Raw genomic sequence first — 18,091 nt, 5'->3', positions numbered from 1 at the left:
GGGCTCTACCGGGAAAGCCCCATCGCGCACTGAAGTGCGCTCCTACAAGTGCGCTCCTGCGGTGGTGCCTCAGAACATGATGTTGACCATCACCACCACGACCACGGTGTAGATCAGCGACAGCGGCCCGCCGACGCGCCACATCTCGCGCGGGGTGTACTTGGCCGGGCCCATCACCATCGAGATCACCGGGTTGGAGGCGGTCATCAGGTTGTTGGACGCCGACAGCGCCACGATCAGCGCGAACGCGGTGGGATTGCCGCCGGCCGCCAGCGCCAGGTTGACCGCGATCGGCACGGTGACGATGGTCGCGCCGACATGGCTGATGACCAGCGAGAAGGCGGTGGTCAGCACCGCCAGCGCCAGCTCCAGCGTCCAGATCGGGATGCCGGCCGGCAGCTTGTCGATGGTGTGGCCGGCGACCCAGGCCGCCGCGCCGCTGGAATCCATCGCCCAGCCCAGCGGGATCAGCCCGGCCATCATGAAGATGGTCTTCCAGTTGATCGCCGCGTAGGCCTCGTCCATGCGCAGCACGCCGGTGAGCAGCATGCCGGCCACGCCGGTGAGCAGGGTCAGCGCCACCGGCAGGTGCGAGGTCAGCGCGATGATGATGGTGAGGGCGAAGATCGCCATGGCGATCTTGAACTTGTGCGGGCGCTGCTCGCCCTTCGGGTAGTCGGTGACCACCACGAAATCGCGGCTCTCGGCGGCGGCGGCCAGGTCCTGCCAGATGCTGTGGAACACCAGCATGTCGCCGGCGCGCAGCGCCACGTTGCGCACGTCCTCGCGGATCACCTGCTTGTCGCGGTTGATCGCCAGCAGGCTGATGCCGCGCTCCTTGCGCAGGCGCAGCTGGCCGGCGGTCTTGCCGATCAGCTTCGAGGTCGGTGGGATCACCGCCTCGGAAATGCCGGCGCGGCTGGGATTGAACAGGTCGCCGAGGTTGCGCAGGCGCGATGACATGCGCAGGAACTGGTTCTGCGCGAAATCGGCCACCTGCTGGCGCGGGCCCATCGCGCCGATCACGCTGCCGACCCAGATGCGCAGGTCCGCCGGCGGCGCCAGGCGGGTGTCGTTGCCGGTTTTCAGCGCCAGCAGCAGCGGCGCGTCGAACAGGTTCTCGACCTCGCTGACGGTCATGCCGACCAGCGGGCTTTCGGCCGTCACCGCCAGCTCGAACACCTCGCCCTCGATGCCGTAGGCCTTGGCGAAGTAGCTCTCGGTGCGCGCCGGGGTCTGGCCGTCGCCGTCGCTGCCGTCCCCGCGCGACAGTTTGCGGTCGCCGAAGAAGCGGAAGTACAGCAGCGAGGCGGCCAGCAGCGCCACGCCGATCGGCAGCGGCGCGAACATGCGCAGCGGTTCGATGGTGGCGGTGCCGGAAGGCAGGTTGTTGTTGGCCGAGATCAGCAGGTCGTTGAGCAGGATCAGCGGCGAGTTGCCGACCATGGTCAGGCCGCCGCCCATCACGATGGCGGCGGTGATCGGCAGCAGCAGCCGCTTGAGGGTGAGCCCGGTGTGCGAGGCCAGCCGCGAGGCGACCGGCAGGTACAGCGCCATCACCGACGGGTTCTGCATGAAGGAGGAATTGAAGCCGGCGGTGGCGCTGGTCAGCAGCAGCAGGCGCTGCTCCAGCCCGTGCGAGCGCCGCAGCAGCCAGCCGGCCAGGCGGTTCAGCGCGCCGGTGCGGTCCAGCCCGGCGCCGAGGATGGTGGTGGCGATGATGCTCATCACCGCGTTGCCGGAGAAGCCGCCGAAGATTTCCTCCGGCGCGATCAGGCCGGTGACGCCCAGCACCACCATCACCACCAGCGCCACCACGTCGGCGCGGATGCGCTCGAACAGGAACATCGCCATCGTGAAGCCGACCAGCCCGAGGACGAGCTTCATGTCGGTCGTCAGCGTGAGGGCGGTATCCATCAGGGCTGGGAGGCGGAAACGGGGAGGCGGGGAGCGCGCGTGGCGGGTTCGGCCGGCGAACCCCCGCTGCCGGTCCCCGGGGCGGGATGGAGGGCGGCACGTGCCATCCGGCGTCGGGTGGAGGCTGCATGCCGGGGATTGCGGGAGGGAGCGGCCTTGCGCACCAGACGCCTGGCGCTGTCTCCGGATGCGCTTGTGCGTGAAGGCAACATTCCCTTAGTCCCCGGCTCCCGTTCCCTGCCTGTCATACAGCAGATCCCAGACGCCGTGGCCGAGTTTCTGGCCGCGGGTCTCGAAGTGGGTCTGCGGGCGCCAGTCCGGGCGCGGCACGCTGCCACGGGGGCCGGCGCGGTTGCTCAGCCCGTCGGTGGCGTCGAGCACGTCCCACATCTGCTCGGCGTAATTCTCCCAGTCGGTCGCGCAGTGCAGCAGTCCGCCCGGGCGCAGCTTGCGCACCAGCAGCGCCGCGAACGCCGGCTGCACCAGGCGGCGCTTGTTGTGGCGCTTCTTGTGCCACGGGTCCGGGAAGTAGATGCGCACTTCGTCCAGCGCGCCGTCGGCGATTTCCTTCTCCAGCACTTCCACCGCGTCGTGGTGGTAGAGCTTGACGTTGCCGGCATTGTCGTCGGCCAATGCATTGAGCAGGCGGCCGACGCCCGGTGCATGCACCTCGATGCCGATGTAATCCTTGGACGTGTCGAACTGGGCCGCGTAACGCAGCGCGGCGCCGTTGCCGAAGCCGATCTCCAGCACCCTGGGCGCACTGCGGCCGAAGGTGGCGTCCAGGTCGCGCGGTTCGCCGGTGAAGTCGATGCCGAAACGCGGCCAGCGCTCGTCGAACGCACGCTGCTGGGCGGGGGTGAAGCGCCCCTGGCGCAGCACGAAGCTGCGTACCTCGCGGCGGCCTTCGGTGACGGTGAAGGGCTTGGGCGGCGCCTTGGCGCCGGCGCTGTCGAAGGGATTGGTCATCAGCCGATCAACCCGTCCACCGGCGAGGACGCGCTCGCGTAACGCTTGCGCGGAATGCGGCCGGCCAGGAAGGCCTCGCGCCCGGCCTCGACCGCCTTGCGCATCGCGCTGGCCATCAGCACCGGGTTGCGCGCGCCGGCGATGGCGGTGTTCATCAGCACGCCGTCGCAGCCCAGCTCCATCGCGATGGCGGCGTCCGACGCGGTGCCGACGCCGGCGTCGACGATGATCGGCACCTTGGCGTTCTCGATGATCTCCATCAGGTTGTACCTGTTCTGGATGCCCAGCCCCGAGCCGATCGGCGCGGCCAACGGCATCACCGCCGCGCAGCCGATCTCCTCCAGGCGCTTGCACAGGATCGGGTCGTCGGAGGTGTAGACCATCACCTCGAAACCGTCCTTGACCAGCTGCTCGGCGGCCTTGAGGGTCTGCACTACGTCCGGGTACAGGGTTTTCTGGTCGCCCAGCACCTCGAGCTTGGTCAGGTTGTGGCCGTCGAGCAGTTCGCGCGCCAGGCGGCAGGTACGCACCGCGTCCTCGGCGGTGTAGCAGCCGGCGGTGTTGGGCAGGATGGCGTAGCGGTCCGGCGGCAGCACGTCGAGCAGGTTGGGCTCGCCCGGGTTCTGGCCGATGTTGGTGCGGCGGATGGCCACGGTGACGATCTGGGCGCCGGCGGCCTCGGTGGCCAGGCGGGTTTCTTCCAGATCCTTGAACTTGCCGGTCCCGGTCAGGAGCCGGGACGCATAGGTCTTGCCGGCGATGACCAGCGGATCGGTGGGGGCGTGTGCATTCATGGGGCGATTATCGCCGATCATGGCAAGCGGCGTTGCGTGGCGTTGCCTCGTGGATGCGGCGCTTGCCCCGCATGAGGCTTTCCCGGTGGGGCCGTGTGGGGCAAGCCCCATACCTACGGCGGCAAGAGATCACCCGCCGCCCAGCGCGTGCACGATCTCGACCACGTCGCCCTCGTTCAACTGCCACTCACCGTGCCGGCCGCGGGGAATGATCTCACCGTTGACCTCCACCGCCACCCGGCGCTCGGCCAGGCCTTCGGCCGCCAGCAGGCCGGCCAGGGTCAGGGGTGTCGGGAACGGGCGCGGTTCGCCATTGAGCTGGATGTTCATGCAGCCATTTTCGCCAGCGCGGGTGGAAAATCCCAGTCCGATGCGGCGGTGCAGCGTGAGCCCGCCGTGGGGCAATGAAAAACTAACACCGTGCGGCGGCGTACGCTGTCGCTTTCCTCGTCCGTCAGGAGTTTCCCATGCGTGTTTCCACCCGCCCGCTGCGTTCGGCCCTTGCCCTGGCGCTGGCATGCGCCGCCGTCCCGGCCCTGGCGCAGTCCCCGTTCTCGAAGACCGTGTTCTTCGGCGACAGCCTGACCGACACCGGCCATTTCCGCCCGGTGCTGATGCAGATCGATCCCAATGCCTCGCTGGTGGGCCGCTTCACCACCAACCCCGGCTGGGTGTGGTCCGATTACCTGGCTGATCACTACGGCACCGACGCCTCGCCCAACGGCAATGGCCAGAACGGCGACAACTACGCCGTCGGCGGCGCGCGCGTCGGCGTGGATACGGTGGGCGGGCTCGGCCCGACGCCGTCGCTCAAGACCCAGCTCGGCACCTACCTGGCCGCCAATGGCGGCAAGGCCGACGCCAATGCGCTGTACACCGTGTGGGGCGGCGCCAACGACCTGTTCGAGGTGCAGCGCACCCCGGCGCTCGCGTCGGCCATCATCGGCGGCGCGGTCGCCGACCAGGTCGGCATGGTGGGCATGCTGAAGGCCGCCGGCGCGCAGTACGTGATGGTCCCCAACCTGCCCGACATCGGCCTGACCCCGGCCGCGCGCGCCGGCGGCGCCCTCGGGATGGCGCAGGGCACGGCCCTGTCCAAGGCCTACAACGATGCGCTGTTCGGCGGGCTCAGGCAGGCCGGCCTCCAGGTCATCCCTGTCGATACGTTCACCATCCTGCGGGAGATCGTCGCCAACCCGGGCGCCTACGGTTTCGCCAACGTCAGCGGCGTGGCCTGCAAGACGCAGCCGGCGCCCAAGGGCGATTCCTCGCTGTTCTGCAACCCGCTCAGCTACACGACCCCCGGCGCGGCCGACACCTATGTCTTCGCCGATGGCGTGCACCCGACCACCGCCGCACATGAAATCCTGGGCCAGTACGCGATCTCGGTGCTCGAAGCCCCGCGCCTGCAGCAGGTGCTGACCCATTCGGCGCAGACCACCGGCCGCGCGCGCGCCGCGCAGGTCGGCGGCCACCTGGCCGGCCGACCGGCCGACGGCATGAGCTGGTGGGGCAACGTGCGCGGCGACATGCAGCGCTACGACCATGGCAACGTGTACGACGGCATCGCCCCGGCCGGCCTGTTCGGCGTGGACTGGGCGCGCGGCGGCATGGTGGTCGGCGGCTTCGCCGGCTATGGCCGCATGGAGGCCGATTTCGGCAACAACAAGGGCGATTTCACCCAGTCCGATACCACGCTGGGCCTGTTCGCCGGCTGGTACGGCGAGCGCGCCTGGGTCAACGGCCAGGTCGGCTACAGCTGGCTGGGCTACGACGTCACCCGCAAGGTGCAGCTGGGGCCGGCCACCCGCGAGCACACCGGTTCGCCCGACGGCAGCAACCTGACCGCCGCGCTCGACGCCGGTTACGAGTTCGGCCAGGAAGGCGGCTTCCGCCACGGCCCGGTGGCCGGCGTGGTCTGGCAGAAGGTCAAGCTCGACGGCTACGTCGAAAGCAACGCCAGCGCCACCGCGCTCGGCTACGGCGACCAGGACGTGGACTCCACCGTCGGCCGCCTCGGCTGGCAGGCGCGTTTCGATGGCGGCAGCATCCACCCCTACGCGCAGGTCACCTGGGACCACGAGTTTGAGGACGGCCAGCAGGCCAGCGCCTGGCTGCAGACCATGGCCGACGTCGGCGCCTACAAGGTTCCGGGCCTGCAGTTCGACCGCAACTACGCCACCGCCGTGCTGGGCGCGCGGATGAACCTGTGGGGGCTGCAGAGCAATATTGGCGTGAGCACCACCACCGCGCAGAAGTCGGCCCGCGACGCGACGCTGTTCGCCACGTTCAGCGGCGGATTCTGAGCGCGGCACGAAGGCGGCGCTGTCATGGCGCCGCCTTTCCTGGGTGTGGATCCGGGGCCTGCCCCGCATGGTGTTGCCGGGAGAGCTCCTGTGCCGGACAAGCCCGGCCCTTGCGAGTGGTCGTTGCACCGGGCACCTGCCACCGCATAGACTGCGCATCGCCGCGCGGGTGTAGCTCAATGGTAGAGCAGAAGCTTCCCAAGCTTACGACGAGGGTTCGATTCCCTTCACCCGCTCCAATCGACTTTCCATCGCATTCTAGGAAAGTCCAAGGGTGCGCCTCAGCGCATCCGTCCGTCAGCCGGTAATTTCCTCCCCACGCCAGCAGCCCGCGCAGAGCGCGTCAAGGAATGCGGTCTGTCGCCGCAGCGGGATTGCCTGGGCCTTGCACGACATCCCTTTGGCGCGGTGCTGGACTCCGCGTTCTTGCCGTTGGAACGCGCTGGTCTTGAAGCCCGCGCGCAGTTGCCGGTGGTCAGCAGCAGTCGCCTTTGCCGGGCTTCGTGAGCCATCGGCCGGTCGGGAAAGGCGTGGTGGTCACGGGCGCTCGAGAATGCGGGGGCCGGGCCCTCCCGCACCCAACGCGTCCTGCGGGTTGCGCAGGGGACACTCGTCCAGCGACAGGCAGCCGCAGCCGATGCAGCTGTCCAGTTCGTCGCGCAGCCGCGTCAACCTGGTGATGCGTTCGTCCAGGCTGGCGCGCCAGCGCGAGGACAGTTCGCGCCACTGCGCGGCAGTGAGCTTGCTCCCGGGGGGATACCGGCCAAGGGCCTCCTTGATTTCCTCCAGTGGAATGCCCGTGCGCTGGGCCACCTTGATCACGGCGATGTAGCGCAGCACGACCGAAGCGAATCGGCGCTGGTTGCCGGCGTTGCGCGTGCTGGCGATCAGCCCCTTCGACTCGTAGAAGTGGATCGTGGAAACCGGCACGCCCGCGCGATGTGCCACTTCGCCCACGGTCAGCAGGCGCGAGAAATCGAATGGTTTCCCTGCATGCATGGCTTGACCTCAACTTTGCTTGAGGTTTTATAGTCCGCCCGCGCTGAACCTGGCAAGCCGCTTTGAGCGGCCGGTTTTCCTGCAACCCATCGGTCGCACGGCTTTGTCGCGCGGCCGCTTCTTCGAGAGCGGACACTCATGCAAAACATCGTTGACAAGATCCTGGACAGCCGCTGGGCGTGGAGGGTTGCCCGCCTCCTGCTGGCGGTGGTGTTCCTTTCCTCCGGGCTGGCCAAACTGCTCGACTTCCAGGGTGGGCTGGCCGAGATGCGCGCCGCCGGGCTGGAACCGGACTGGCTGTTCAACATCGCCACCATCGCGGTGCTGCTGGGCGGCTCGGCACTGCTGCTGCTCGATCGCGCGCTTTGGCTGGGCGCGGGGGCACTGGTGGTCTTCCTGCTGCTGACCATCCTGGTCGTGCACCGCTTCTGGGCGTTGCCGGAACCACAGGCCAAGGCGGCGATGTTCTGGGCGCTGGAGCACATCAGCCTGGTGGGCGGTCTGGTCGCGGCGGCGATCGCCAGCCGCCTGCGTCGCCGTTTGGAGGGGCAGGCATGAACGCACGGTCTGCTTTTCAGGGTGCGGACGACCGTGCGTGCCAGTGGTCAAGGGCCCGAACCGGTCGCAGGCCCGTTCCCGGTTCACAGTGCCAACGGCTGGCCATGACGGGCAGGGGTGTTCAGGTCTGCGTGTGCCCGGACAGCAACGGATACAGGGACAGCACGAGCAGGGCGGCCATCGCGATGTTGAAGGCGCGCAGGTGGCGCCTGTCCGTCAGCCAACGACGCAATGTCGTGCCGAAGGCGGCCCAGACTGCGACGCTGGGCGCATTGACGACGGCGTAGAGCGCCGCGATGGCGATCACCGCCGGCAGGCCCGCTTCGGCGGGTGTGTAGGTGGCAATGGCCCCGATGGCCATGATCCACGCCTTGGGATTGACCCACTGGAAGGCGGCAGCCTTCCAGAATCCGAATGGCCGGCCGGGGGGCGCCTCCTCATGCAGCGGCTGCGCCACGGCGATCTGCCAGGCAAGCCAGAGCAGGTAGATCGCACCGACCACGCGCAATGTGGTGTACAGGAACGGGTACGCGAGGAACAGACGCCCGAGCCCCACGCCCACGCCGAATACCATCGCCGCGAAGCCGACACTGATGCCGATGATGTGTGGCACGCTGCGGGCGAACCCATGATTGAGCCCCGAGGCGAGCACCATGGTGTTGTTGGGTCCTGGCGTGATGGAGGTCACCAGCGCATAGGTCATGAAGGCGAGGAGCAGGTCGGGTTGCATGGGGCGCGGGCAGGGAGCTGAGGGTGACGGGAGAGGAGGGCAGGCACGGCCGGTCGTTGCGCCGGGTCACGGCACGCCGGTGCAATGCGCGATGAATCCTGCGCGTCGTTCGATGCGCCGGTAGTAGTCGTCCACCGCGTCCAGGTGGGGGTGCTCGAATGGCGTCTGGTACCAGCGATGGACGGAAAGTCCCACGGCGATGTCAGCGAGGCTGAATGTTTCGCCTGCGACGTAGGCGCCCGTATCGACCAGGCGGCCTTCCAGTACGCGCATGAACCGATGCCAGGCGTCCAGTGACCGCTGGGTCTGCTGGGCATCACCGTGCTCCGGGGAGTGGCGCACCAGTGCCATGAAGGCATAGCGCCATGCACCATTGAGGTCGGAGGCCTGCCAGTCCAGCCACTGGTCGACGCGGGCGCGCGCCCTGGGTTCGAGGGGATAAAGCGCGGAACCGCCATGGCAGTTGGCGAGGTAGCGCAGGATGGCGTTCGACTCCCACAGCACGAAATCCCCGTCGATCAGCACGGGCATCATCGCGTTCGGGTTGAGCGCCTTGAAAGCATCCGTGTTTACGTCGCTGCAGCCGCTGCCCCATTCCTCGAGCTGGTGCGACAGGCCAAGCTCGGCGCAGGCCCACAGGACTTTGCGGACATTGATGGAAGATCGCTTTCCAAGGATCTTGAGCATGTGCTGTTCCGGTGGGGAGCCCGGGCAACGGCGTTCGTGGTGTTCAGGGGGACTGGGCTTCATGCGGGAGCGAGTTCCGCGCGGCGCTGGATGATGCGGGATACGAGCCCGTAGGACAGGGCTTCCTCGGCCGGCATCCACAGGTCACGCTCTATGTCCTTCAGGACGCGGCCCAGGGGCTGGCCTGTCTCGCGCGCGATCACCTGGGCGATGCGTTCCCGCGCCTTGATGATCTCCACGGCCTGGATCGCGATATCACTTGCGGGTCCACCGGCCCCGCCACTCGGCTGGTGGATCAGGAAGCGGGTCTGCGGCAGGCAGAAGCGCCGCTCCCTGGGCGCTCCAAGGTACAAATGGGTAGCTGCGCTGCCGACCCACCCCGTGCCGATCATGTTGACCGGCGACGAAACGAAGCGCACGACGTCGTGGATCGCATCGCCTGATTCAAGGTGGCCTCCCGGCGAGGAAACGATCAGGGTGATCGGCGCGCTGGATTCCGCATCCAGGGCAAGGAGCTTGCGGACGGTTTCCGCGGCCAGTGTGTCCGTGATGGTGCCGAACACAAGCACCGTCCTTGCACGAAAGGCCTTTTCTTCGAGAAAGGTGCTGGCGCCTCCAGGCTGGACGGCTGCGGGGGACTCTGCATCGCTGGCGAACATCAAAGGGAACTCCGAGGGCAACGGACCAGGGGCACATGCTGTGGGGGCGCGTGGGCGGCAGCAGGATAAAACCTCATGTTAACTTTAGGTCAAGCGGGGCATGGCGCGGCTGTGGCAGGCCAGGCGGGGCGATCCAGGCTGGAGTGAGCGGGCGGCCGGGATGCGATGGCGGTGCGCGGCCGCGACAGATTGCGACGACCCCAGCGCGGGTGGTTGCAGATCTCCTGCGCCGGTGGCACGCACTGGGCGAAATGCCATCCGGCCGTGTGCGGGACTGCTGCATCACCTTCCGAAGAGTGGCGAACTCCATTGCCGGTGAGGTGCCCGGCGCCATTCCGTGGTCGCTTGCTTACCCGCGCGCTGCACCGTTCCGCCGATGCTGGATGGCGTCAACGGTGGACAGGGTGTCGCGCCCCTCCACGCCCTGCGCGAACTCCCCTGAGGCGGCCTCTGGCCGGTTGCCGGCGGGGGGCGCCAGGTACATAATCCGGGCGCGATTCCATGGCGCCATCGGAAGAAGCCCGTTGTCGTTCAACGTCCTGAGTGTGGCGCGGTACTCCCATCACCTGCTTCATTCGCAGATGCCGCTTGGGCATCGTGGCGTCAAGCAAGGGCCAGGACGTGGCGTGCCCTGTCTTTCTGCCCTGGCCCTGCGATGAAGCTCGCCATCCTTTCCCGCAACAGCAAGCTCTACTCGACCCGGCGTCTGGTCGAAGCCGCGCGCGCGCGCGGCCACACGGTGCGCATCCTCGACCCGCTGCGCTGCTACATGCGCATCACCGCGGGCGATTTCAGCATGCATTACAAGGGCCGGCCGCTGACCGGCATCGACGCGGTGATCCCGCGCATCGGCGCCTCCATCACCCGCTACGGCACCGCGGTGCTGCGCCAGTTCGAAATGATGGGCGCACGCACGCCCAATCCATCCGACGCGATCCTGCGCGCGCGCGACAAGCTGCGCGCGCACCAGGTGCTCGCGGCCAAGGGCATCGACATGCCGGTGACGGTGTTCGGCGACAACCCGGACGATACCCACGACCTGCTGTCCATGCTGGGCCCGCCGCCGCATGTGGTGAAACTCAGCGAAGGCACGCAGGGCCGCGGGGTGATCCTCACCGAGAAGCTCAGCGCGTCCAAGGGCACGGTGGAGGCGCTGCGCGGCCTGTACGCGAACTTCCTGGTGCAGGAGTTCATCGCCGAGGCGCAGGGCGCCGACCTGCGCTGCCTGGTCGTGGGCGACCAGGTGGTCGCTACCATGCGCCGCCAGGCCCAGGACGGCGATTTCCGTTCCAACCTGCATGCCGGCGGCAGCGCGGCGCCGGCGGTCTGCAGCAGGGCTGAACAGCAGGTGGCGGTGCGCTCGGCCAAGGCACTGGGGCTGGGCATCGCCGGCGTGGACATGATCCGCTCCCGGCGCGGGCCGCTGGTGCTGGAGGTGAATTCGACCCCCGGTCTGGAGGGCATCGAGAGCGTTTCCGGCGGCGACGTCGCCGGCTGGATGATCGACTACGTCGCCAATCTCAAGCGCTGAGGCCGGATTCCGAATTGCTTGCAAGGTTTTAACGGGCCTTTAATTCCGGGGGCCATAGGCTTGCTCCACTGCGACCAGCCCTCCTCAGCGGGTCCGGTGATCGGGAATCTTCAGGCTCTGGCGTCTCTGCGCCAGGGCCTTGTTTTTATGATTTGTTTGCTAGAGTGGGGGGCAGACAAGGAAGAGGCCGAACATGTTCCGCAAATCGTTCTTTTTGATGGTATGCCTGGCGCCAGCCGTTGCCTTCGCCAGGCAGCCTGAATTGCCATTGCAGGCGGCGCAACCTTTCCAGCCGCAGCAGTTGAAGGTCCGCTCGGATCTGCAGGGCGGAGAGGTGTACAGCGAAATATCGGCTTCGGACCGGGAGCGTGTGATCGCTGCCCTGGACCGCATGTCGCGGGCTGTGGGTGACGGCAACGTCGAGACACTGCCCCCGGAAAGAAGGGTCGAGGTGTTCAATGACCAGGAGCTGGTCAACAGCGTGCTGACGAAAGCCCGCGCGGACAGTCGCTTGATCTGCAAGCGGGAGAAATCAGTGGGGTCGAATATGGCGACGACCCAGTGCTTCACCGTGGCCGAGCGCGAACGGATGAAGAGAGACTCGGACCGTTTCATGGGTTCCATGCAAGGCGGCAAGGATGCGAAGGTCGGCAACTGAGCGCTGATCATCGGTGTGATGGAGAGGTGCCGTGGGGGTTGTGAGAATTTAATGATTGCTGTGCTGTAATTCTCCGCACCAATGGCATTGCGTCATCCGGAAATCCCACGACTGAGGTACCTGCACACGTGCGCATTCTCGTGATCGAAGACAACAGCGACATCGCGGCCAATCTTGGGGACTACCTTGAAGACCGTGGGCATACGGTGGATTTCGCGGCCGATGGCGTGACCGGCCTGCACCTGGCGGTCGTGCACGATTTCGATGCGATCGTGCTCGACCTCAACCTGCCGGGCATGGACGGCATCGAGGTCTGCCGCAAGCTGCGCAACGACGCACGCAAGCAGACCCCGGTGCTGATGCTCACCGCGCGCGACTCGCTGGACAACAAGCTCGCCGGGTTCGATTCGGGCGCCGACGACTACCTGATCAAGCCGTTCGCGCTGCAGGAAGTCGAGGTGCGGCTCAATGCGCTGTCGCGGCGCGGCAAGGGCGGCCATACCCGCGTGCTGGAAACCGGCGACCTGGAATACAACCTGGACACGCTGGAAGTGCGCCGCCAGGGCAAGCTGCTGCAGCTCAACCCGACCGCGCTGAAGATCCTGCAGGCGCTGATGGAAGCCTCGCCGGCGGTGGTCACCCGGCAGGAACTGGAAACCCGGGTCTGGGGCGAGGAGCTGCCCGATTCGGATTCCCTGCGCGTGCACATCCACGGCCTGCGCGCGGTGGTGGACAAGCCATTCAACGCGCCCATGATCCAGACCCGCCATGGCATCGGATACCGGATCGCCGCACCCGATGCCTGAAAGCGCGTCGCCGGCGGTCGTCCGCAGGCACGGGCGGTATCGCCGTCGCCTGCGCAGCCGCATCATCGTCTCGTTCGTGCTGCTGGGCTTCTGCCTGACGGCATTGTTCGCGTTCGCCACCAACTGGGCGCGCATGCGCGTGGAAAACCAGCTGGTCGAAGACGTGATGAACCGCAATCTGGACGCTTCCTGGCAAAGCTATATGCAGAGCGGCGGCCGGGACGTGATTGCACCTGTGCAGCAGATGCGCGCGTTCCTTTATCGTCCCGACAAGCTGGACGGGCTGCGCCGCGACTATCCCGAGTGGGAGCACCTGCAGGACGGTATCCATAATTTCAGTGGTGAGGACGCTGACGGGAAGGCGTTCTCCTACAAGGTGGGCGTACGCAAGACACCCGATGCCTGGTTCTTCGTCGCCTATGACATGAGCCAGTCCGTCAGAGGCGAGCAGCAACTGAAGCGCGCGCTGGTCCTGTCCGTGCTGGTGTTCAGTCTGCTTTCCTGGGTGCTGGGTTGGTGGTCCGCTTCGCGGGTTATGAGGCCGGTCTCCGATCTCGCCGCGCGCCTGCAGGCCTATCGGGGAGGCAGCAGCCATCCCGAGCCGCTTGCGCCGCGTTTTACCGACGACGAGGTCGGGCAATTGGCCGAGACTCTGGACGATTACTCGGCGCGGCTGACCGAAGTGGTGCAGCGCGATCGCGAGTTCAACGCGGACGTGAGCCATGAGCTGCGTACGCCGCTGGCCGTGATCCGTGGCGCGACCGAACTGCTGCTCGCGCGTCCGGGCCTGGACGAGAAGATGCTGCTGCGCCTGCAGCGCATCCAGCGCGCCGAGCAGCAGTGCAGCGACCTGATCGGCTCGCTGCTGCTGTTGTCGCGCAACGAACGCGGGCAGGGCAGCAGCAATGTCGCCAAGGTCGCTGAACAACTGCTCGATGCGCATCGTGCGCAACTCGGCGGCAAGCCCTTGGAGCTCGTGCTCGAAGGCGGGCGCGAGCTGGTCATCGATGCCCCGGAAGCCGCGCTGTCGGTTGCACTGGGCAACCTGATAGGCAACGCGGTGAAGTACACGCAGGAGGGACAGGTGCGGGTGCGGGTGCTGGACGATGCGGTCGAGGTGATCGACACCGGCCCAGGCCTTAGCGAGAAGGATGCGGCCAGCCTGTTCCAGCGGGGTTACCGGGGTACCCATGCCGGCCATTCGCAGGGCGGCGGCATCGGCCTGTCCATCGTCAGCCGGTTGTGCGCGCTCTATGGTTGGCAAGTGAGCATCCGGCCGGGCGCGGAGCGCGGCGTCGTTGGCAGGTTGACGTTCACGCCTGCGGCTTCGCCATAGGCGCGGCGCCTGCCTTCGGTCTGCAGAATGGTCCGGGCGTGGTCCCGGGTGCCTCAGGGCGCGCGCGCCGCGGCTAGCTGCCGGTAGATCCGATCCAGCGCCTCCACCTGGGGCTGCAGGTGCTCTGGCTGTCCATCATTGACTATCACGTCGTCGGCCAGCGCCAGCCGCTGCTCGCGGCTGGCCTGCGCCTGGATCATGCGCGTCGCCAGCGCCGCATCGATGTCGTCGCGCTGGATCAAGCGGGCGTGGCGCACGGCTTCCGGCGCATCGACCACCACGATCCGGTCCAGCCAGGGATAGGCCGTGCGTCCGCCGGCTTCGGCCAGCAGCGGGATCGCGGCGATGGCGTAGGGGCTGGCGGCCGTTTCGCAGATGTCCCGCACCCGCGCGCGGATCGCCGGATGGGTGATGGCCTCCAGCGCCCTGCGTTCCTCGTCGTTGCCGAACACATGGGCGCGAAGCTGTGCCCGGTCGAGCGAGCCGTCGGCCAGCAGCACCGCATCGCCGAAGCGCTCGCGTATCCGTTCCAGCGCGGGGCTGCCCGGCGCCACCACCTCGCGTGCCGCGACGTCCGCGTCGGCCACGGTGATGCCCAGCGCCTCGAAGCGGCGGGTGACCTCGCTCTTGCCCGAGGCGATGCCGCCGGTAAGGCCTACGATGAAGCGGCTCATGGGAAATGCTTCATGCCCTTGGAGCATTCCGGGGCGGTCGTTTTCACGCCAGGCCCGCCCATTGGCGGTAAGCGGCGATCATCGGAGCGCCCCACATGAAGACCAGCCAGCCGGCGATGGCCAGGTACGGGCCGAACGGGATGGGCGTGGCGCGATCGCGGCCGCGCGAGTACAGCCAGATCGAACCGACGATGGCGCCCACCAGCGAGGACAACAGGATGATCGGCAGGATGCCCTTCAGCCCGCACCAGGCGCCGAGCGCCGCCAGCAGCTTGAAATCGCCGTGGCCCATGCCTTCCTTGCCGGTGAGTTGCTTGAACAGCCACCACACCGTCCACAACGACAGGTAACCCACCGCCGCGCCTATCAATGCCGGCTTGGCGGGCATGTAGAGATTGTCCATGCTGCCGATCAGGCCCAGCCACATCAGGGGCAGGGTCAACTGGTCGGGCAGCAGTTGGGTGCGCAGGTCGATGCCGGACAGCGCGATCAGGAAACAGGTCAGCACGATCGCACCGAAGCCCTGCCAGCCGAAGCCGAACTGCCACACGCTCGCAAGTACCAGCACGGCGGTCAGCAGTTCCACCAGGGGGTACTGGATGGAAATTGGCGCCTGGCAATGGCGGCAGCGCCCGCGCTGGACCAGCCAGCTGAACAGCGGAATGTTCTCGTACCAGCTCAGCTTGTGCCTGCAGTGCGGGCAATGCGAGGGCTCGACCACGATGCCGGGCGGTGGCGGCTCGTAGATGTCCGGCTCGTCCAGGATCTCGCGTGCATCCCGCTTCCATTGCCATTCCATGCGCCTGGGCAGGCGCAGGATCACCACGTTCAGGAAGCTGCCGATCAGCAACCCCAGTCCGGCGGCGGCGGGGTAGCCGACGCCGGGATGCTGGTCGAGAAATGCCATGGGTCAATTATCCAACTACGGAAGCGAGCTTGAAGATCGGCAGGTACATGCCAACGACCATGCTGCCGACAACCACGCCGATGAACACCATGATCATCGGCTCGATCAGACTGCTCAAGGCATCGACGGCGTTGTTCACTTCCTGCTCGAAGTATTCGGCCACCTTGAACAGCATGGTGTCCAGCGCGCCGGCCTCTTCGCCGATGGCGGTCATCTGCACCACCATGTGCGGGAACAGGTTCACCTGCTTCATGGCCATGTTCACCGGGTAGCCGACCGCCACGTCGTCGCGCATGCGGAAGACGGCGTCTTCGTAGGTCTTGTTGCCGGTAGCGCCGGCCACGATGCCCAGCGCCTCGACCAGCGGCACGCCGGCCTTGAACGTCACCGCCGTGGTCCGGGCGAAACGGGCGATGGAGCTGTTGTGCATGATCTGGCCGATCACTGGTACCTTCAGGATCAGCCGGTCCATCGCATACTGCATCTTCGGCGTGCGCTTGTAGGCGAAGATGGAGCCGCCGACACCCACGACCGCCACCAGCAGGATCAGCCACCACCAGCTGACCATGAAGCGCGATGCCGCCACGATCATCTGGGTGAACACGGGCAGATCGGTACCGAAGCTCTTGAAAATGTCCTCGAACTGAGGAACGACCCACATCAGCAGGACCGCACTGACCAGGATCGCTACCACGATGACCATCGCCGGGTAGAACAATGCCTTCTTGATCTTGCCTTTCAGCGTTTCCAGGTTTTCCTGGTAATTGGCGATGGTTTCGAGCACGGTTTCCAGCACGCCGGCACCTTCGCCGGCCCGTACCAGGTTGCGGTACAGCTCATCGAACTGCACCGGGTGCTTGCTGATGGCTTCGTACAGCGAGGAGCCGCCTTCCAGGTCGGCGCGGACCTGTCCGACCAGCTTGGCCATGCGCGGATTCTTGTGGCCGCTGCCGATGATCTCCAGCGCGCTCACGATGGGCACGCCGGACTTCATCATCGTCGCCATCTGGCGGCTGAAGAAGGCGATGTCCCGGGGTTTGATGGGCTTGCCGGCGGCGCCGAACAATGGCTTGGGCTTGGGTTTGACCACCGTGGGCGTGATGCCCTGCTTGCGCAGTTCCGCGCGCAGCAGGTTGGCGTTGCGGGCATCCTGTTCGCCCTTCATCTTCACGCCCCGCTTGTCGGTCCCCTCCCAGACAAACGGTTGCATCAGGCTGGTGCCGCGTGCGGCTGGCTCTTTGTTGTTCACTGCGCTTCGGGTAACAGACATCGCTCTTCTCCCCATCCGGCCGCTCCCCGGGCCGGATAACTCCCGCATGGTAACTGGTCCGTGGAGGAGCGACATCCCAGTCTTCGGCAAGCGTGTCGATCATCACGCTCCATGTCTGAGGCTGGGTCGCCTAGGTTCCAGAGAGGTGAGCTAGGTGTTCCCTCGGCAACCGGTTGTGGCAACTGTAGCAGCATGGAGACTGAGGTTGGGGCGCAATGTGACGTGCTGCGTCACCTTGCCGGGTTTGTCGCAGAATCATCAACGAGAGCTTTTCTTCCCAGTGAATGCTGCCATCATGGCGACCGGGGGCCATGGCGGCTGCGGGCATCCTGGCACGTATCCTGCTGTGCAACTCCATACCGGGCGGGCGACGGCCCTCCGCGTTTTACCACCAACCTCTAGGGGATGTACCAATGAAGAAGCTGCAGAAGGGCTTTACCCTGATCGAACTGATGATCGTGGTTGCGATCATCGCCATCCTGGCGGCAATCGCGCTGCCGGCCTACAACAACTATCGCGTGCGTGCTGCCGAAGGCGCCTGCGCCGCCGAAGCCAAGGCATACATGAATTCGGCCGTGGCGGCCATCCAGGGTGAAATGGATTCGATCCCGTCGTTCCCGGCCAAGGCTTGCTCATCGGCAAGCGCGACGCTGACCAGTGCCACGATCAGCGGTAGCACGACGTTTACGCCGAAGGCTCCGGGCACCAAGTCCACGGTGTGCGACAACGCCAGCGCAAGCTGCAACAAGCCGACCTGATGCTTCTCGTGAGCTAAAGTGTCATGGAAGCCCCTCCAACAATCGAGGGGCTTTCTTTTTTGTCCAGGGTTGGATCCGGATGGCCTGATTTTTGCTGGTGCTCCAGTCGACCATATTCATCCAATCAAGCAGGGGAAGGTGTCATGTCCAACGGGGAAAGGGGCTTCACTTTGATCGAGCTGATGATTGTGGTCGCGATCATCGCCATTCTGGCTGCTATTGCTTTGCCGGCATACAACAGTTATCGCATCAAGGCTGCCGAAGGTGCATGTCAGGCAGAGATGAAAAATTACGCGAATTTCGCACTTGCCACCATTCAGAACGGAGAGAGTCCAAACTCTGCACCAAAGAGAGCGTGCAGTTTGGCAGACGATGCGAGCTCCATCGGCGTGAACATTACCGGCACGCCGAAAGCTCCGGGCATCAAGCTCACCACCTGCGACATGAACACTGGTAACTGCACCGTAGGTTCCTGAGTTTCCGTCCTGATTGAATATCCAGAAAGATGGGGTGTGTGCGTCAGAACCGTCGG

At 66.3% G+C, this 18,091-nt stretch carries 19 protein-coding genes and 1 tRNA gene; 9 read left to right on the top strand and 11 right to left on the bottom strand.

The features are described from left to right. Positions 1 to 69 precede the first annotated feature (69 nt). The 4 genes from ABTV91_RS15655 to thiS all read right to left on the bottom strand — a co-directional run bounded on the left by ABTV91_RS15655 (position 70) and on the right by thiS (position 4,010). Entirely contained in the window at positions 70 to 1,917 is a 1,848-nt protein-coding gene (locus ABTV91_RS15655; protein WP_433852245.1) for an SLC13 family permease, read from the bottom strand. A gap of 216 nt (positions 1,918 to 2,133) precedes the next feature. After that, positions 2,134 to 2,886, bottom strand: a complete 753-nt coding sequence (gene trmB, locus ABTV91_RS15650; RefSeq protein ID WP_433852244.1) for a tRNA (guanosine(46)-N7)-methyltransferase TrmB — start codon at positions 2,884 to 2,886, stop codon at positions 2,134 to 2,136. Continuing rightward, positions 2,886 to 3,680 (bottom strand): thiazole synthase, encoded by a 795-nt coding sequence (locus ABTV91_RS15645; protein WP_433852243.1) that lies wholly within the window; start codon positions 3,678 to 3,680, stop codon positions 2,886 to 2,888. Before ABTV91_RS15645 ends, trmB begins: the two co-directional genes overlap by 1 nt. A gap of 129 nt (positions 3,681 to 3,809) precedes the next feature. Beyond that, positions 3,810 to 4,010, bottom strand: coding sequence for a sulfur carrier protein ThiS (thiS, locus tag ABTV91_RS15640; RefSeq protein WP_433852242.1), 201 nt, complete (start codon positions 4,008 to 4,010; stop codon positions 3,810 to 3,812). 137 nt (positions 4,011 to 4,147) lie between these two features. On the opposite strand from thiS, the gene ABTV91_RS15635 reads away from it, so the two are divergent. Continuing rightward, the gene (locus ABTV91_RS15635; RefSeq protein WP_433852241.1) at positions 4,148 to 5,986 is read left to right on the top strand and encodes an autotransporter domain-containing protein; all 1,839 of its coding nucleotides are present in this window, start codon (positions 4,148 to 4,150) and stop codon (positions 5,984 to 5,986) included. Positions 5,987 to 6,151: 165 nt separating this feature from the next. Next, a tRNA-Gly gene (locus tag ABTV91_RS15630) sits at positions 6,152 to 6,225 on the top strand. 298 nt (positions 6,226 to 6,523) lie between these two features. Here the strand turns inward: ABTV91_RS15630 and soxR are convergent. Further along, the gene (gene soxR / locus ABTV91_RS15625) at positions 6,524 to 6,985 is read right to left on the bottom strand and encodes a redox-sensitive transcriptional activator SoxR (protein WP_433852240.1); all 462 of its coding nucleotides are present in this window, start codon (positions 6,983 to 6,985) and stop codon (positions 6,524 to 6,526) included. A 138-nt stretch (positions 6,986 to 7,123) separates the two neighbouring features. Here soxR and ABTV91_RS15620 point away from each other — a divergent pair, with 138 nt between their 5' ends. Next, positions 7,124 to 7,543, top strand: a complete 420-nt coding sequence (locus ABTV91_RS15620) for a DoxX family protein (protein ID WP_433852239.1) — start codon at positions 7,124 to 7,126, stop codon at positions 7,541 to 7,543. A gap of 121 nt (positions 7,544 to 7,664) precedes the next feature. Here ABTV91_RS15620 and ABTV91_RS15615 read toward each other — a convergent pair whose 3' ends face one another. The 3 genes from ABTV91_RS15615 to ABTV91_RS15605 form a co-directional block, all read right to left on the bottom strand. Beyond that, positions 7,665 to 8,273, bottom strand: coding sequence for a LysE family translocator (locus ABTV91_RS15615; RefSeq protein WP_433852238.1), 609 nt, complete (start codon positions 8,271 to 8,273; stop codon positions 7,665 to 7,667). Positions 8,274 to 8,339: 66 nt separating this feature from the next. After that, positions 8,340 to 8,960 (bottom strand): glutathione S-transferase family protein, encoded by a 621-nt coding sequence (locus tag ABTV91_RS15610; RefSeq protein ID WP_433852237.1) that lies wholly within the window; start codon positions 8,958 to 8,960, stop codon positions 8,340 to 8,342. 59 nt (positions 8,961 to 9,019) lie between these two features. Next, entirely contained in the window at positions 9,020 to 9,619 is a 600-nt protein-coding gene (locus tag ABTV91_RS15605) for an ATP-dependent Clp protease proteolytic subunit (RefSeq protein WP_433852236.1), read from the bottom strand. 655 nt (positions 9,620 to 10,274) lie between these two features. Between ABTV91_RS15605 and rimK the strand changes: the two genes are divergently transcribed. From rimK to ABTV91_RS15585, 4 genes are all read left to right on the top strand, one after another. Then, positions 10,275 to 11,150 (top strand): 30S ribosomal protein S6--L-glutamate ligase, encoded by an 876-nt coding sequence (rimK, locus tag ABTV91_RS15600; protein WP_433852235.1) that lies wholly within the window; start codon positions 10,275 to 10,277, stop codon positions 11,148 to 11,150. Between the two features lie 193 nt (positions 11,151 to 11,343). Then, positions 11,344 to 11,808 (top strand): hypothetical protein, encoded by a 465-nt coding sequence (locus ABTV91_RS15595; RefSeq protein WP_433852234.1) that lies wholly within the window; start codon positions 11,344 to 11,346, stop codon positions 11,806 to 11,808. A gap of 128 nt (positions 11,809 to 11,936) precedes the next feature. Beyond that, a complete protein-coding gene (locus tag ABTV91_RS15590; protein WP_054667261.1) occupies positions 11,937 to 12,614 on the top strand; it encodes a response regulator transcription factor in 678 nt (225 codons plus the stop codon). Beyond that, positions 12,607 to 13,950, top strand: a complete 1,344-nt coding sequence (locus ABTV91_RS15585) for a sensor histidine kinase (protein WP_433854206.1) — start codon at positions 12,607 to 12,609, stop codon at positions 13,948 to 13,950. Before ABTV91_RS15590 ends, ABTV91_RS15585 begins: the two co-directional genes overlap by 8 nt. Positions 13,951 to 14,003: 53 nt before the next feature. Here ABTV91_RS15585 and coaE read toward each other — a convergent pair whose 3' ends face one another. Genes coaE through ABTV91_RS15570 form a run of 3 tightly spaced genes read right to left on the bottom strand, consistent with a single transcriptional unit; the run spans position 14,004 to position 16,801 of the window. Next, positions 14,004 to 14,624, bottom strand: coding sequence for a dephospho-CoA kinase (gene coaE / locus ABTV91_RS15580; RefSeq protein WP_433852233.1), 621 nt, complete (start codon positions 14,622 to 14,624; stop codon positions 14,004 to 14,006). Between the two features lie 43 nt (positions 14,625 to 14,667). Beyond that, the gene (locus ABTV91_RS15575; RefSeq protein ID WP_433852232.1) at positions 14,668 to 15,531 is read right to left on the bottom strand and encodes a prepilin peptidase; all 864 of its coding nucleotides are present in this window, start codon (positions 15,529 to 15,531) and stop codon (positions 14,668 to 14,670) included. Between the two features lie 7 nt (positions 15,532 to 15,538). After that, the gene (locus ABTV91_RS15570) at positions 15,539 to 16,801 is read right to left on the bottom strand and encodes a type II secretion system F family protein (RefSeq protein ID WP_433854205.1); all 1,263 of its coding nucleotides are present in this window, start codon (positions 16,799 to 16,801) and stop codon (positions 15,539 to 15,541) included. Between the two features lie 413 nt (positions 16,802 to 17,214). Between ABTV91_RS15570 and ABTV91_RS15565 the strand changes: the two genes are divergently transcribed. Both ABTV91_RS15565 and ABTV91_RS15560 read left to right on the top strand, forming a co-directional pair. Then, on the top strand, positions 17,215 to 17,559 hold the full coding sequence (locus tag ABTV91_RS15565; protein ID WP_433852231.1) for a prepilin-type N-terminal cleavage/methylation domain-containing protein: 345 nt from the start codon (positions 17,215 to 17,217) through the stop codon (positions 17,557 to 17,559). Positions 17,560 to 17,702: 143 nt separating this feature from the next. After that, positions 17,703 to 18,035, top strand: a complete 333-nt coding sequence (locus tag ABTV91_RS15560; protein WP_433852230.1) for a prepilin-type N-terminal cleavage/methylation domain-containing protein — start codon at positions 17,703 to 17,705, stop codon at positions 18,033 to 18,035. Positions 18,036 to 18,091 lie beyond the last annotated feature (56 nt).

The sequence above is a fragment of the Stenotrophomonas nitritireducens genome, from assembly GCF_050984405.1.
GTDB lineage: Bacteria > Pseudomonadota > Gammaproteobacteria > Xanthomonadales > Xanthomonadaceae > Stenotrophomonas > Stenotrophomonas nitritireducens_B.
Note: the sequence above shows the minus strand (reverse complement) of the source record. Positions and strands in the feature narration are given on the sequence as shown.

Excerpts from the sequence above, each read along its gene's own strand:
- ABTV91_RS15570 (WP_433854205.1), bottom strand. The coding sequence starts at position 16,801 with ATGTCTGTTACCCGAAGCGCAGTGAACAACAAAGAGCCAGCCGCACGC.
- ABTV91_RS15595 (WP_433852234.1), top strand. The coding sequence starts at position 11,344 with ATGTTCCGCAAATCGTTCTTTTTGATGGTATGCCTGGCGCCAGCCGTT.
- coaE (WP_433852233.1), bottom strand. The coding sequence starts at position 14,624 with ATGAGCCGCTTCATCGTAGGCCTTACCGGCGGCATCGCCTCGGGCAAG.
- thiS (WP_433852242.1), bottom strand. The coding sequence starts at position 4,010 with ATGAACATCCAGCTCAATGGCGAACCGCGCCCGTTCCCGACACCCCTG.
- ABTV91_RS15610 (WP_433852237.1), bottom strand. The coding sequence starts at position 8,960 with ATGCTCAAGATCCTTGGAAAGCGATCTTCCATCAATGTCCGCAAAGTC.
- ABTV91_RS15655 (WP_433852245.1), bottom strand. The coding sequence starts at position 1,917 with ATGGATACCGCCCTCACGCTGACGACCGACATGAAGCTCGTCCTCGGG.
- ABTV91_RS15620 (WP_433852239.1), top strand. The coding sequence starts at position 7,124 with ATGCAAAACATCGTTGACAAGATCCTGGACAGCCGCTGGGCGTGGAGG.
- ABTV91_RS15615 (WP_433852238.1), bottom strand. The coding sequence starts at position 8,273 with ATGCAACCCGACCTGCTCCTCGCCTTCATGACCTATGCGCTGGTGACC.
- rimK (WP_433852235.1), top strand. The coding sequence starts at position 10,275 with ATGAAGCTCGCCATCCTTTCCCGCAACAGCAAGCTCTACTCGACCCGG.
- ABTV91_RS15635 (WP_433852241.1), top strand. The coding sequence starts at position 4,148 with ATGCGTGTTTCCACCCGCCCGCTGCGTTCGGCCCTTGCCCTGGCGCTG.
- soxR (WP_433852240.1), bottom strand. The coding sequence starts at position 6,985 with ATGCATGCAGGGAAACCATTCGATTTCTCGCGCCTGCTGACCGTGGGC.
- ABTV91_RS15645 (WP_433852243.1), bottom strand. The coding sequence starts at position 3,680 with ATGAATGCACACGCCCCCACCGATCCGCTGGTCATCGCCGGCAAGACC.
- ABTV91_RS15565 (WP_433852231.1), top strand. The coding sequence starts at position 17,215 with ATGAAGAAGCTGCAGAAGGGCTTTACCCTGATCGAACTGATGATCGTG.
- ABTV91_RS15585 (WP_433854206.1), top strand. The coding sequence starts at position 12,607 with ATGCCTGAAAGCGCGTCGCCGGCGGTCGTCCGCAGGCACGGGCGGTAT.
- ABTV91_RS15560 (WP_433852230.1), top strand. The coding sequence starts at position 17,703 with ATGTCCAACGGGGAAAGGGGCTTCACTTTGATCGAGCTGATGATTGTG.
- trmB (WP_433852244.1), bottom strand. The coding sequence starts at position 2,886 with ATGACCAATCCCTTCGACAGCGCCGGCGCCAAGGCGCCGCCCAAGCCC.
- ABTV91_RS15575 (WP_433852232.1), bottom strand. The coding sequence starts at position 15,531 with ATGGCATTTCTCGACCAGCATCCCGGCGTCGGCTACCCCGCCGCCGCC.
- ABTV91_RS15605 (WP_433852236.1), bottom strand. The coding sequence starts at position 9,619 with ATGTTCGCCAGCGATGCAGAGTCCCCCGCAGCCGTCCAGCCTGGAGGC.